This is a genomic window from Candidatus Proelusimicrobium excrementi, assembly GCF_937881865.1.
Taxonomy (GTDB): domain Bacteria; phylum Elusimicrobiota; class Elusimicrobia; order Elusimicrobiales; family Elusimicrobiaceae; genus Proelusimicrobium; species Proelusimicrobium excrementi.
In genome coordinates this window covers 1-13,285 of record NZ_CALGEO010000042.1, presented here as the reverse complement: position 1 = coordinate 13,285, position 13,285 = coordinate 1, and the positions used below count along the sequence as shown (strand labels likewise).

Annotated in this window: 15 protein-coding genes; 8 read left to right on the top strand and 7 right to left on the bottom strand. The window is 44.1% G+C overall.

Annotation, left to right across the window (positions count from 1 at the left end; translation table 11 throughout):
• The first annotated feature begins 103 nt into the window (after nucleotides 1–103).
• From yhbY to ACQY26_RS02275, 3 genes are all read left to right on the top strand, one after another.
• A complete protein-coding gene (yhbY, locus tag ACQY26_RS02285) occupies nucleotides 104–394 on the top strand; it encodes a ribosome assembly RNA-binding protein YhbY (RefSeq protein WP_428047461.1) in 291 nt (96 codons plus the stop codon).
• 110 nt (nucleotides 395–504) lie between these two features.
• Nucleotides 505–918, top strand: coding sequence for an EamA family transporter (locus tag ACQY26_RS02280; RefSeq protein ID WP_428047460.1), 414 nt, complete (start codon nucleotides 505–507; stop codon nucleotides 916–918).
• 421 nt (nucleotides 919–1,339) lie between these two features.
• Nucleotides 1,340–1,645 (top strand): hypothetical protein, encoded by a 306-nt coding sequence (locus ACQY26_RS02275; protein WP_428047459.1) that lies wholly within the window; start codon nucleotides 1,340–1,342, stop codon nucleotides 1,643–1,645.
• A 101-nt stretch (nucleotides 1,646–1,746) separates the two neighbouring features.
• Here the strand turns inward: ACQY26_RS02275 and ACQY26_RS02270 are convergent, their stop codons facing one another.
• Both ACQY26_RS02270 and ACQY26_RS02265 read right to left on the bottom strand, forming a co-directional pair.
• On the bottom strand, nucleotides 1,747–2,385 hold the full coding sequence (locus ACQY26_RS02270; protein ID WP_428047458.1) for an OmpA family protein: 639 nt from the start codon (nucleotides 2,383–2,385) through the stop codon (nucleotides 1,747–1,749).
• A 49-nt stretch (nucleotides 2,386–2,434) separates the two neighbouring features.
• Nucleotides 2,435–3,283, bottom strand: a complete 849-nt coding sequence (locus tag ACQY26_RS02265) for a hypothetical protein (protein WP_428047457.1) — start codon at nucleotides 3,281–3,283, stop codon at nucleotides 2,435–2,437.
• Between the two features lie 588 nt (nucleotides 3,284–3,871).
• Here ACQY26_RS02265 and ACQY26_RS02260 point away from each other — a divergent pair.
• Entirely contained in the window at nucleotides 3,872–4,405 is a 534-nt protein-coding gene (locus ACQY26_RS02260) for an epoxyqueuosine reductase QueH (RefSeq protein ID WP_428047456.1), read from the top strand.
• A gap of 554 nt (nucleotides 4,406–4,959) precedes the next feature.
• On the opposite strand, the gene ACQY26_RS02255 is transcribed toward ACQY26_RS02260, so the two are convergent.
• The 4 genes from ACQY26_RS02255 to ACQY26_RS02240 are packed head-to-tail and all read right to left on the bottom strand — an operon-like array spanning nucleotide 4,960 to nucleotide 9,216.
• Entirely contained in the window at nucleotides 4,960–5,613 is a 654-nt protein-coding gene (locus tag ACQY26_RS02255) for a tetratricopeptide repeat protein (RefSeq protein WP_428047455.1), read from the bottom strand.
• 30 nt (nucleotides 5,614–5,643) lie between these two features.
• Complete coding sequence (locus tag ACQY26_RS02250; RefSeq protein WP_428047454.1) at nucleotides 5,644–6,150, bottom strand: deoxycytidylate deaminase; 507 nt, start codon at nucleotides 6,148–6,150, stop codon at nucleotides 5,644–5,646.
• On the bottom strand, nucleotides 6,140–7,933 hold the full coding sequence (locus ACQY26_RS02245; protein ID WP_428047453.1) for an ABC transporter ATP-binding protein: 1,794 nt from the start codon (nucleotides 7,931–7,933) through the stop codon (nucleotides 6,140–6,142). Before ACQY26_RS02245 ends, ACQY26_RS02250 begins: the two co-directional genes overlap by 11 nt.
• A gap of 2 nt (nucleotides 7,934–7,935) precedes the next feature.
• Nucleotides 7,936–9,216: an ankyrin repeat domain-containing protein gene (locus ACQY26_RS02240; RefSeq protein WP_428047452.1), complete on the bottom strand. Its 1,281-nt coding sequence runs from the start codon at nucleotides 9,214–9,216 to the stop codon at nucleotides 7,936–7,938.
• 157 nt (nucleotides 9,217–9,373) lie between these two features.
• On the opposite strand from ACQY26_RS02240, the gene ACQY26_RS02235 reads away from it, so the two are divergent.
• A complete protein-coding gene (locus tag ACQY26_RS02235; protein ID WP_428047451.1) occupies nucleotides 9,374–9,790 on the top strand; it encodes a D-Ala-D-Ala carboxypeptidase family metallohydrolase in 417 nt (138 codons plus the stop codon).
• Complete coding sequence (locus tag ACQY26_RS02230) at nucleotides 9,787–10,344, top strand: hypothetical protein (RefSeq protein ID WP_428047450.1); 558 nt, start codon at nucleotides 9,787–9,789, stop codon at nucleotides 10,342–10,344. Before ACQY26_RS02235 ends, ACQY26_RS02230 begins: the two co-directional genes overlap by 4 nt.
• 21 nt (nucleotides 10,345–10,365) lie before the next feature.
• Here ACQY26_RS02230 and ACQY26_RS02225 read toward each other — a convergent pair whose 3' ends face one another.
• Entirely contained in the window at nucleotides 10,366–11,328 is a 963-nt protein-coding gene (locus ACQY26_RS02225) for an ankyrin repeat domain-containing protein (protein WP_428047449.1), read from the bottom strand.
• A 148-nt stretch (nucleotides 11,329–11,476) separates the two neighbouring features.
• Between ACQY26_RS02225 and pyk the strand changes: the two genes are divergently transcribed.
• Both pyk and ACQY26_RS02215 read left to right on the top strand, forming a co-directional pair.
• On the top strand, nucleotides 11,477–12,901 hold the full coding sequence (gene pyk, locus ACQY26_RS02220; RefSeq protein ID WP_428047448.1) for a pyruvate kinase: 1,425 nt from the start codon (nucleotides 11,477–11,479) through the stop codon (nucleotides 12,899–12,901).
• A 193-nt stretch (nucleotides 12,902–13,094) separates the two neighbouring features.
• Nucleotides 13,095–13,285, top strand: a 191-nt coding sequence (locus ACQY26_RS02215) for a hypothetical protein (RefSeq protein WP_428047447.1), incomplete at its 3' end; no start/stop codon positions are given.

The window sequence follows — 13,285 nt, the reverse complement described above, 5'->3', positions numbered from 1 at the left end:
TCCGATCTCCCTGCTTTTGCGGGAAACAGCGCAGCGCATACATCTGACTGCGCATGGAGAAGAATAACCGGTTCAAGGGGCAGAAGCCCAAGAAAGGAAATACATCATGACGAGCAAACAGCGCGCGTATCTGCGCGGATTGGCCAATACCATGGAGCCCATCATTCACGTGGGCAAGGATGGCGTGAACGAGAACATGATCAAGCAGCTTTCCGACGCCCTTGAGGCGCGCGAGCTGATCAAGGGCACTGTGCTGCAGAACTGCCCGCTTTCCGCCCGCGAGGCGATTGCGGAGCTCTGCGAGGGCGCGAACGCCGAGCCGGTGCAGTGCATCGGCAACCGCTTTGTGATCTATCGCGCCCGCGAGGAAGATCCGAAGATCGTTCTGCCTTAACCCTCATGCAAAATGAAACAACGCATTCCAGAAAACGGAGTGCGCTGTTTTTCTATGCAGCGATGCACAGGTGTGGTATAATGGGAAAAAGGAACAAGGAGGTTTCATCTATGTGGGCAGTATTTGCATTCTTTTCCGCTTTTTTTGCGGCTTTGACTTCAATCTTTGCCAAAATAGGCATTGACGGCGTTAACTCCAATTTGGCTACTGCAATACGCACTTTTGTAGTGCTTATAGTTGCCTGGGGCATTGTTTGCTTTACAGGCGTTTCCCGCCAAATCCCGGATATTACGCGCAAAAGCTGGATTTTTCTTATTCTTTCGGGCTTGACGACAGGGGCTTCTTGGTTGTTTTATTACAGAGCCTTGCAAGCCGGATCCGCGTCAAAAGTTGTACCGATTGACAAGTTCAGCCTGGTGTTTACGGTAATAATGGCTTATTTCATCCTGGGCGAAGCTTTAACTTGGAAAGTTATTTTAGGCGTTATTTTTATTACTATAGGCACTTTGCTGATGGTATTGTAGGGCTTTCTATGTTTTCCCCCTTGCTTTCCGCCTTTTTCTTTTAGGTTCGGTCTATGTTAGTGTACCTTCTTCGTCAAAAATTAAAATCCGCGCCAAAATCGGCAAACCACGCTTCTTAAATTCTCTTACGTTAAAAAACACGATTCTATAAAACTCTTGCAGTTTATGTTTTAAGTCGTCATGCTGAGGAGTCGTAACTCAGCATCTTGCCGTAACTATTTACAATAAGATCCTGAAACAAGTTCAGGATGACAGACTATAGTTTCTGCTGTGTCGTACATCGGGGCGTTTTGTTAAAAGACGAAAACAGTTGACTTTTTTTTGATAAATTTTCCTCGTAAAACAGCCTGCCGAATATGAGATATCATTGCTTTAGTTAAGGTTAGTTTAAGCGGGCTTTTTAACTATACGGGAGGAAAAAATGTCAGATATAAAAAATATCTTTTTATCGCTCAATAAAACGTGTTTTTTGCTGCTGTTTTTGTCGTGCTTTAACTTCGTTTACGGCGGAATGTCGCCTTGTTCCGGTGGAGATACGAAGGGTACTAAGTTCTTTTATAAGGGCGGCCTCTGCTACGCCGCTTATTGTTATATGGGGGCGATATCTTGGCTGGGCAAGGCTAATGATTCTTCTTGCTCCGGCTCAACGAGAATGTGGTGCAATACCGGCACTCTTAAAGCCGTAAAAGGCAGCGTAAGCTGTACTAAGTCAACTAAAAACTGTTAATTTCTTAAAACTAGCCGTCCCGCTTTAGCTTTAAAAGTTAATGCGGGTAAAAAAGCCCCCGCTTTTAAAGGCGGGGGCGTCATCTTTAAAGTCAAAACCGCTTATTTAACTAAATTTTTGTTTGCGGTAATGTTGAGTTCTACGCGGCGGTTCTTGGCGCGGCCTTCCGCGGTGGAGTTGCTGGCGACGGGGTTTTGTATGCCGTAGCCTACATAGCTTATAGAGCTGGTCTTAAGGCCGTTTTTCAAAATAAAATCGTAAACGGCTTTGGCGCGTTTTTCGGAAAGAGTCTTATTATACGCGGCGGTGCCGGTTGAATCCGTATAGCCTTCCACTACGATGATATTGGCCGGATATTTCTTTAAAACTTTATTAAGTTCGATTATTGTCTGGCCCGCTTCATAGGATAAAACCGAGCTGTCGGTGTCAAAAAGAATTTCGTTCTTTAAAGTTACGACTATTGCGCCGTCTTCCGTGCGGGTAACATCGGCTATTTTAGCGAGTTCTTTGGCCTGTTTGTCCAAATAGTTGCCTACGCCTCCGCCTAAAGCGGCCCCGGCCAAAGCGCCGTATATTGCGCCTTTTTCGGCTTTTCCGCCGGTATTATGAGTGATAACCGCACCGGCGAGAGCACCGGCCGCAGCTCCGGCTCCGGCCCCTATGGCCGTTCTTTTACCGGGAGTGGTACACGCGCTTAAAACCAAAGCGCAAACTACTGCAGTAAGTAAGGTTTTTTTCATTGTTTCCCTTCCTAGTCTTAGATTTAATTGATAAATAATTATACAATTTTTATCCGTTTAGAAGAACCCTCTCCGCCGCCGTATAAGCTTTGGCCGTACCGCTTTGCGTTATCATATAGTCCCTGTTCCGTTTGGAGCCTTCATAAACTAAGCGGGAATCCTTTATTTCCGGCGCGAGGATTCTATCCAAACGTTCGTTTCCTTTCAGGTAGCCGGAAAGCTTTAAAGATTTGGAAAGTTCAAGCGCGCTCATTTTTGACGCATTTCTGAATATCTTGGCCGCGCCTAGGATTATTAAAGCCGCGTCCGCGGCGGTAAGGCTTTTGTCCTTACGGCGGATTATTATATATTCCCCTTCGGGGTATGCTATTCTTTCCCATACGGATCCTTCCGGTTTAGGGATAGGGGTTTCCGTCGGTTTAACCGGCTTTTTGCGCTCGTGGGGTCTAATTTGCGGCATTTTGCCGAAGTAAGCGGGCCTGTATTTGCCGGCGGGGTTTTCTTCGTCTTTTACATATATGGGCGCAGCTGATATTTTGGGAACGCCCCATATATCGGTTTTAGGTGAATATTTTTGAATATTTTCTTTCGGAGTTTGAATTAAATTGCTGTCCGCCTGCGGCGCAGCGTCCCATACATCTTCGGCTTCAGGATTAATCCCTGCAGAAATAAAAAGTTCCCCTTCTTTGGGATGTGTGCAAGTAACCGCGGTTTCTGGAACTATTTTTTGTCCATAACCTATATTTTGCACTATTTCCGTATAAGCGGAGGTTTTTATTATTTTTAAAAAGGCTTCTTTTTGCTGTTCTATGAAATCAAGAGAGCCTTCGGCTTCAAATTCTTCGCCTGTTTTAAGTTTGATTCTCAGCTTAAAGATTTGTTTGTCGTTTTCCTGCATGAAAGCGCTCCATTAAAAGTTATCCCATTGGCTTATTCACAGCTTTTGACATATAATAGCAATAAATTAATTTTATGTCAAGGTATGTTTGGAAAATAAATTTATATGTCAAAAGCTGTGAATAAGATTGTTTCTCAGTCGTGAAACCGTTGTGCTTTGATATGTCAATTATATGTCATAGATAAAAAATAGCCTAAAAAAGATTTTTTATCTCTTAAAATGTGTTGCTGATTTATAAAGTGAAAAAGTTATTATCCCCCCTAAATTTAAATATTGAAAATCTTTTTTTATCTCTTAAAAAACAGCGTCTGATTTTGTAGAATTTGCCGCCAAATCTTTATTATTTGTCTAAGTTTTTATTGGAATTTTGTTTTTAAATGTCGGATTTCTGTATAATATTGTGGAATAATAATAATTCTATAACTGGCAGGAATCTTGGAAAAAAGTCTTTTTTTGCAGTTTTAGAACTTTTATAATTCCATAACTAAGATTGTGTAAAAATGCGATATTTTGATTTTGGCATATATAAATGCCTTAAAAAAGTGGGAAAAGGCGATTTTTGGCTTATTACTTTGATATAATTAATATATGGATAAAATGTTGCTTCTTTCCTGCTGTGCGCCGTGCAGCTGCGGCGTTATAAAAAAACTCGCTGAAGATGGACGCGATTTTGCTGTATTATTTTATAACCCCAATATCTCGCCGGAGACAGAATACCTTAAAAGGCTTGAGGAAAACAAAAGGCTTTGCCAAGCATATAATATAAAGTTCTATTCTTTGGATTATGAACCCAAACTCTGGGCGGAAGCGGTAAAAGGATATGAACAAGAGCCGGAGCGAGGCGAGCGTTGTTTTAGGTGTTTTTTAATGCGTCTTAGATGTGCGGCGTCTTTTGCCAAAGAGAACGGTTTTGACGTGTTCAGCTCCGTTTTGGGGATATCCCGCCATAAGGATATGGCCCAAGTAAATAAGGCGGGGCTTTTGGCGGCGGAACTTGAGGGCATACCCTACGATATTACAAATTGGCGTAAAGGCGGGCTGGAAGAATTGCGCCGCGCGGTAAATAAAGAACTTTCCTTATATAATCAGGATTATTGCGGCTGTCCTTATTCCAAGAGGTAATATATTCCTCTAGCGGATTCCTTTTAACTCGGTCTAAGTTATGTGTTCACGGCTAGCAAACTTTAATATTTAGGCAATTTTAAATTTTTTCCTTGCTTGGGTACTGCATTGCTATTATTATACAACTACTATGATGGGGTGTTATGGCCCCGGTGAAATTTATTATAACGGGCCTTACTGTCTTAACGGATGTAAGAGTATTTTTGAAAGTTTATCTTCACTTCCATGCGCTTCGGCCGTTGAAGGGGACGAATGTTCGAAAAGTGATTATAATAACTACGGTTCCGACGGGAAAATATACTCACCTCCCTGTAACCGCATTCAAGGGGAAGAGTTTTACTATTACGGTTATGAAGAATGGGTAACCGTAGCCAGAATCACCAACTTTAACTGTACTAAAAAACGCTGTAAAAACGGGTGGTAGATGTAACTTAATTGAAAACCAGCCTCCCAGCTTTTGTCTGTAAAAGATAATAGACCGCCACACATATCGTCTGTAAAAAAAATCGGGCCTGTTTTAACAGGCCCGAATGTGTTATAAGCGCACTAAAATATTATTTTATTTTGCTTGATTGAAGTTCCGCCAAGGCTGAGCTGTAAGAGGAAGGATATTGTTCGATAATTTCCGCGTATAAAGCTTTGGCTTCCTGCGGTTTGCCGGAAAGTTCCGTCGCCAAGGCTTTATGCGTTTTTACTTGCGCCAAAGCGAAATGGCCCGGATTTTTGGCTATAAAAGCATCGGCCTGCTCTACCGCTTTTGCGTATGCTTCCTGCGCGACGTAAACCGCTATAAGGGAACTTTCCGCTATCGCCTGTAAATCTTTATTGCCGTTTTTGATGGCTTGTTTAAAATATATTTCGGCCTTTTCGTAATTTTTTTGTTGATAATAAGCGTCGCCGAGCGTCAAAGCGGCGTAAGCCCCGGCTTGGGAAGATTCATTTGCCGCCGCGTAAACTTCAAGCTGGGATAAATCCGGCGTTTCGCCTTCCTGAGCGGCTGCTATCGGGAGTTCCGCCAAGAACAAATCCCCCCATTGCTTTTGATATGCCTGGTTTTTTAAGTGGGATATCAAGCCCGCGGCCGCGGCCACCAATACGACGATGCCGGCCGTTAAAGCTATTTGTTTTTTATAAAGTTTTACTTTGCTTTCAAGGACGTCAAGGACGCCCTTTTCGTTTATTTTCTGCTGATTGGTATTGTTTTTCATAAGTTTTTTACACCTGTACGTTTAATATTTTTATAACAAATCTTTTTCCTGCAAATGAATGCATTCCACTCCGTTTTTCTTTAAAAGGTTTACCCCTTCCACGGAACGGTCGTAAAGTTCGGAAAAGAAAACCTTTTTTATCCCGGAAGCTATTATAAGCTTGGCGCAGTGTACGCAGGGCGAAAAGGTTATGTATAAATCCGCCCCGTCCGTAACTATGCCGCTTTTTGCGGCGAATAAAAGAGCGTTTTGTTCCGCGTGGAGTTCATTATCGTTGGAAAACGCCCCGTGTATTTGGTAAAAATCCGGGCTTTTAAAAAAATCTTCCAAAGTGGCGTATTTTGAGGTAAAATCCCTTTCATAAATGTTTTTAAAGTAATCCTCGCAATGTTCTTTGCCGGAGGGAACCCCGTTAAAGCCTATGCTGATTACGCGGTTTTCCTTAACAAGCACCGCGCCTACTTTAAGACGGGCGCAGGTTGATTGTTCCGCCACAAGCTTGGCCATACTGATAAAAAGTTTGTGTTTATTTTTCATCACTAACCTCTTTTTTCTTTTTGAATTGGGCGTTATAAAGCGCTTTGTATGCGCCGTTGCCCTCTTTCATCAGTTCTTCGTGAGTGCCGCTTTCAACTATTGTGCCTTCGTTTACTACTATTATCTTATCGGCGTTCTGCACCGTGCTTAAGCGGTGCGCTATCACAAACACCGTGCGGTTGCGCATAAGATTGTCTATGGCTTTTTGGACTATGGCTTCGGATTTATTATCCAGCGCGCTGGTGGCTTCGTCCAAAATTACGACGGGGGCTTGTTTTAAGAAAGCTCTCGCTATGGCGATGCGCTGTTTCTGCCCGCCGGAAAGCATTACCCCCCTTTCCCCTACGTAAGTATCCAAGCCTTCTTTAAGGGATGCTATAAAATCTTCCAAATGCGCGCTTTGAACGGCTTTATCCAAGTCTTCTTGGGTCGCTTCGGGGTTGCCTATCATGATGTTTTCCCTTATGGTGCCGCTGAAAAGGAAATTATCCTGAAACACAACCGCAATATGCTTTCTTAAAGACTGCAAATCTATCTTTTTAACGTCCAAACCGTCTATCTTTACGCTTCCGTCCGTAGTATCATAAAAGCGCGGCAGAAGATTTACGAGCGTGGTTTTGCCGCCGCCGCTGTTGCCGACTATCGCTATGGTTTTGCCTATCGGCACTTTAAGGGAAACGTGTTTCAAAACCGGCAGGCCGGGCTTGTATTCAAAGACTACATCGTCAAATTCCACGCTTTCTTTTATGCCGTCTATTTTTACGGATTCCTGCGCGCTTTTTATTTTAGGCTTGAAGTTTATCATTTCAAAAACGCGCTCTATCGCCAGGAAGGCTTTTTGAATGTCTATATATTTGTTGCCGATTGATTTTATAGGCGTATATAACATTAAAAGCGCGGCTATGAAAGAGGCAAAGTTACCGCTGGTTATGGTGCCTTTTATAATAAGGCTGTTGCCGAACCAAATTACGCCGGCCACACCGAAAGAAATTACTATGTGCATTACCGGCGAGAGCCAGTTGGTGTGTTTGACCATTTTCATGCTAAGGGAGAAAATCTCGTCAAGCATGCCGTACTGTTTTTTAAGCTGGTAATCCTGCAAATTGTAAGAGGCAATGGTTTTATAGCCGTTGCAGGTTTCGTTGTAAGAGGTTATAACGTCGGAGCCTGACGTCACTATCTTGGGGGTGATTTTCTTGATTTTCTTTCTTACGTACTGGGTCGGCAGAACAGCCGCGCCGAGTACGATTAAAGCTATTATGGTAAGCTGCCAAGAGTTATAGAATAGTACGCAAATCAAGCCTACCGAAGAGAAAAACCTGGTAAGGAAATCTTTTATACTGCTTATCAAAGTGGTGCTGGCGGTATCGGCGTCGGTATAGAAACGGTAAACAACGTCGCCGGAGTTGTGGGTGTCAAAAAAACAAGGGTCGAAGGTAAGCAGTTTTTTGTAGAGTTTCTTTTTTAAATCGGTTGTTATTTTCGTGCCGACCCAGCTGTTGAAATACGTTGAGGAAAAATTAAGTACGCCCTGCACAACCGTGAACAATATAATAAGTACAGGTATATAACCGGCCCAAGTGGCGTTTTTGGCTACAACTACGTTATCTACGTAGTATTTAAGGAATACCGCCACCGTGCTGTCCAAAGCGCCGGCCGGTATTGTCATGGCTATGCCGAGCAGCGCTCTGAACCAATAAGGTCTTATAAGAGGGCCCATCCTGCGGACCATATCTTTTAAACTGGAAGGATTGAGTTCTTTGTTAAAATCTTTTCTGTCCATATTTATTTATAGCTTTCTATAATATCGTAAGTTTCCATAAAGCCCATTTGAACGGCGACGGTTGAAGCGTCCAGTTTCTTTCTGTTTTTAAGCCTGGCGCTTGCGCCGTTGTCCAAAAGGAACTTCGTCATTTTTCTGTCGTCGTTTTCGGCGGCGTAGAAGAGTACGCTTTCGCCTTTATTGTTCCTTGCGTTGATGTCCGCCCCTTTGGCGATAAGGTTCTTTATAAGCTGTTCGTTCTTTGCTCTTACGGCGTAGAAAATCGGCGTTTCGCCCTTAAGGTCGGCGGCGTTTACGTCCGCGCCGTTGTCGATAAGGAACATAGCCATATCGTTCATGTTTCCGGAATTCGTGCCGGATTGTTCAATAAGAATCATTAAAGGCGTTTGGCCTTTTACGTTAAGCTGGTCCACCGTCGCGCCGGAAAGCAGGAGCATTGTTACAATTTCTTTATTGCCGGTAAGCGCCGCGTCTGAAAGCACCGGGTTGCCTTTTGAATCTGTTTGGTTGGGATCGGCTTTTGTTACGTCTATAAGAAGCGTTATGATATCCTTTTTCCTCGCCTTTATGGCGTTTTCCAGCGGAGGAAGAGAATCGGAAACATCAATATTGTTTTTGACCGCGTACTCTATAAGGGCTTTGGTTGTGGTGGCGTCGTTTCTTTCCACGGCTTCGGCGAGATAATTTTGCTCCGCCGCAAAGATATTCGCGTGATTGCTGTTTTCAAGCAGCATGGGCAAAGCTTTTATATTGTAGCTTGCCAAAGCCGCTTCCACGGGGAGCTGCCCTTTTATGCTGGGTTTGTTGAAATTTGCTCCTCTTTCCTGCAAGAGCTGCAAAACGTGTATGCCGTTATCCTTGTTTGTCGCGGCCAAGTAAGCCATTGTAAGATCGTCGGTGGTTCTTTTTATATTTTTGTAAAGAAATTTGTTTTTTGAGATGCTCTCGCGGAAAGCCAAAAGGTTTTCCATTTCCTGAAGGCCCAAATAAGAATCGGGGTTTATATGGTTTTCGTCAATTTGTTTTTTGATGAAGGCCAAATCGCCTCTTAAAGCGGCGTTGATAAGGTCCGCCTGTAATTTGGCGTCCGGCAGTTTATATTCGGGCAGCTGGCATTTGCATTCGGGATAATCCGTCCTTACTTCCCAGCTTTTGCAAGTGTTTGTACATACTTTGGGTGCTTCTTCCGCCGCTTTTTTGGCTTCTTTTTTACCGCATGCGCTTAAAAAAGCCAGCGCGCAGATTAACGTAAAATACTTATAAAATTTATCTTTGCGAAACATTTTTATTTTTCCCCTTATTGAATATATATATGTTTATTCTATCAAAAAAAGCGGTTTGCGGGGGCCGTTTGACTAAAATTTATAAATTAAGTATGATAAAAAAACGCGGAGAGCCTGAAAAACCACCGTAAAACCACGGTTTTTTTAAAGAGGCTTTATGATAAAAATATCTCCGCATTTTTCTTTTGAGGAACTTGTCTTTACTTCTTTCCATGATTTTAAAGCTTTAAACAGCCTTGAGGGCGAAAAACGCCTGCCGGAACTTACCGCTTTAAGTTTTTATCTGCTTGAACCCGTCAGGCGGATTTTAAATTCCCCGCTTAAAATAACCAGCGCGTACAGATGCCGGGCTTTAAACTCTTTTGTCGGCGGGAGCGCGTCTTCCCAGCATTTGAAAGGCGAAGCGGCGGATTTTATTCCCCTAAACGTCGGTTTGGACGAGGCTTTCGCTAAAATCAAAAATTGCACGGATTTGCATTTCGGCCAGCTTATATCTGAGCCGGGCTGGCTTCATATTTCTTTGGGAACTCCGTTTAGAGATTTAAAAAAGTGCGGGCAGGCTTTTATAAAATGAAGAATCTTCTTTTGTTTGCGCTGGCTCTTTTAAGCCTTTTTTTGTTTGTTTCTTTAAATTGCGAGCGGAAAGCCTTAAAAAGAGCTTCCGACGCAAATAATGTTTTGGAGGCGGATTTAAAAAGAACTCTAACGCTTAAAAACCGCATTTTGACTTATAAAGCCCGCCTTCCCGAAAAAACGGAGTCTTCGGCCCGCGCCGATTCTTCCGTCGAGGCCGCGGAAAGCAAATCCTTCTATATTCCGCCGGAAGGCTCTTTTACATACCGGGAGTTTATAGACGGAGAAGATAAACTTGACGTAAAGAATTACGGTTTTGTTTTAAGATTTTACGCCGGGGGCGTTTATTCCCCCAGTGCCGGATTTTCCCCTTTGACCGGGGCCCGTTTGTTTTACTTTGGCAGATGGGGCGCGGGTGCGGCTTACTCCTTAAAAAACGGTTTTTTGATTTCCGCGGAAAGAAGGCTGGATGATATTCTTCCTTTTAAAAATACCGCGCTGTTTTTGGGGATAAATAAAAATACGGCCGCTTTGGGAACGGTCGTATTTTTATAAATGCAAGGAGTTTTTTATCCATCAGCTTAAAAGGATTCTCATGCAGGATGTGCATTCGTAATTTTTTGCGTAATCAAGCGCGGTGTGCTGCTGTTTATCTTTGATTTCGTCATTTGCGCCGGAATCTATCAGGAACCTCATTATATTGGCTTTGTGTTCCTGCGCGCTTATCATAAGCGGCGTCGCGCCTTCTTTCTTTGTGGGATAGTTTACGTCCCCGCCGTATTCCAAAAGCACTTCTATTATGTTTTCCGCGGGATAGGGCGCGGAGGCGGTGTAATTTTCCCCGGTTACGGCGCGGTGTATGGGGGCGTAGCCTTTGTCGTCATATATTTCTATTGAAGCGCCTTGCTCTATCAGCATTCTGAGCATATTTTCGCTTCCGTTTGATATCGCCATAAACACGGGCGTAAATTCCGTGTTGCGTTCCGGCGAGTCTACCGGTGCGCCCCTGTTTATCAGGGCCAAGGCTTTGGGAAGGTCGTCAAAATATACGGCGTCCATAAGCTCGGAAAACAGCTCGTCCTTGCTCATTTTCCGTTTTCTGTACTGATTATCAAAATCTATAAACTGTTTTTGATGTTTTTCGTTCGAAAAGTATTTCCTTTTGTCCTCTTTAGGCGCGGCCGCCGCTTTTTTGCCGGCTGGAGCCGCTCCGCCGGTTATGTCCACATAGTTGTGCTGTGCGCTGCCGTCGATGAACAGTTCCTCTATATTATTGTTCTTTTCGTCGGATGAACCGCTGAAAGTATAATTATATTGCGGTTTTTCCTCCTCTCCGGGTTGGGATTGCTGCTCTGTTTGCCCTTCCTCAGGCGCGGCCTCGGTTTGGCCCTCCGCGGTTTCTTTTGAAGAAATTTGCGTATTTATCAAGTCATCCACCGCCGCTGATCTTTCCCCCCCGCTTTTTATAAGCGTATTCCAAAATCCCCAAAGCACCCCAACGGCGCAAAGGGCAATTACAATTTTAAGTATGGTTCGCATTTTACCCCCTGAAAGACATTAAAAAGCTTTCTTAACTATTTTAAGAATAACTGTCCTAAAAATCAATAGCGGGGCTTTTGGGCCTCATTGAAGGAACGCTCTTATTAAGCTAAAATATATATTGAGATTTTAAGACGAGGAAACACTAATGTACAGAAACACGAATTTATGCAAAATAGTGGCCACTCTCGGACGCATTGACGGACGCGAGGACCTTATAGAAAAACTTTATCTTGCCGGCGCGACGGTGTTTAGAATGAATTTGAGCCATGCACCCGTTGAAGAACACGCCAAAAAAATAAAAATAATCCGCGATATTGAAAAAAAATACGGCTGCGCTTTGGGCGTAATTTTTGATTTACAGGGCCCCAAGCTGCGCGTAGGTGTTTTTGAAAACGACGCCGTAACTTTAAAAGACGGGCAGACTTTTATTTTGGATTTAAACGAAAAACCCGGCGACGAACGCCGCGTAAATCTGCCTCATAAAGAAATTTTTGAAGCCGTCAGGCCCGGCAATATCCTGCTTTTTAACGACGGTTTGATCCGCGTGGAAGTAACCGCCGTAGAGCCCGGCAAAATAACCACTAAGGTTATTAACGGCGGCATACTTTCCAATCATAAAGGCGTTAACGTGCCCGATGTGTCTTTGCCGATTTCCGCTTTGACCGAAAAGGATATGGAACATATCCGCCAGGCGGCGGATTTGGACGTAGACTGGTTTGCGCTTTCCTTCGTACAAAAGCCGGAAGACGTTGTTTTTGCCAGGCAGCTTATTAAATCGAAAGCGGGCATAATTTCCAAAATAGAAAAACCTTCGGCCATTGACCATTTGGATAAAATAATCGAATATTCTGATGTTATTATGGTGGCGCGCGGCGATTTGGGCGTTGAGCTCAGCCCGGAAAAGGTACCCGTAATGCAAAGGCGCATAGTGGCCAAATGCCGCGAAGCCGGAAAGCCGGTTATAGTGGCGACGCAGATGCTGGAATCCATGGTTAACAACGTAAACCCGACCAGGGCGGAAGCTTCCGACGTAGCCACGGCCGTTTATGAAGGGGCGGACGCCGTCATGCTTTCGGCGGAAACGGCCAGCGGTCTTCACCCGGTGGAAGCCGTCAGCACCATGTGCCGCATTATAAAAACGATTGAATCCGAACCGATGTTCAAAGACAATATGCGCGCAAATACCGCCAGCTTGGGCGATGACAGCACTTCCGCTTCAGCTATCACTAAGGCGGCAAGCGTAGTCGCCAATTTAATCGCGACGAGCGACTTTATAATCAACTTTACCGATTCCGGCGCGACGACTTTAAGAACCGCCCGTCAGCGGCCTTGTCTGCCGATACTTTCGCTTACGCCTCATGTTGATGTCGCCAGAAAGATGTCCGTGGTTTGTGCTGTTACGGCAATGCGCGTTAACGACTTAAAACATTTCGAGGATATTGAACGCGAAGCGCGCGCCTCGGCCGAAAAATTGAATTTCGGCGAAAAGGGCGCGCAAGTGGTGGTTACGGCCGGCATACCTTTCGGTTCGCGCGGCGATACAAACCTGCTTTACGTTATTACTTTATAATAGTGTCGTGCGTATGGTTTTAAGCGGCGGCGGGGCTTTTGGCTCCGCCGCTTTTGATTTTTATTCCTCTTCTTAATATTAGGCCCAAAGTCCTATTTTTAATTAGGCCTTTAAACACTTGAGAAAAACTTCCCCCTCTGTTAAAATATAAATAGAACTCTCTTATTTTATTATTTATACGCGGGTGATGATTATGACCAAGAAAGCAACTGAATTTACTATGAAGATTGTTTGTTTGGCATTAAGTGCGGTCATGTGTTTTGAATGCACCGCACCGGCTTACGCTCAGGCGGAAAAGCGCGGAGGCGGCGCGCGGATTTCCGGCGATATGAAAATTATTAGTTTCGGCGACGGCTGGCGGAAGATTGACAATAAATTAAATCA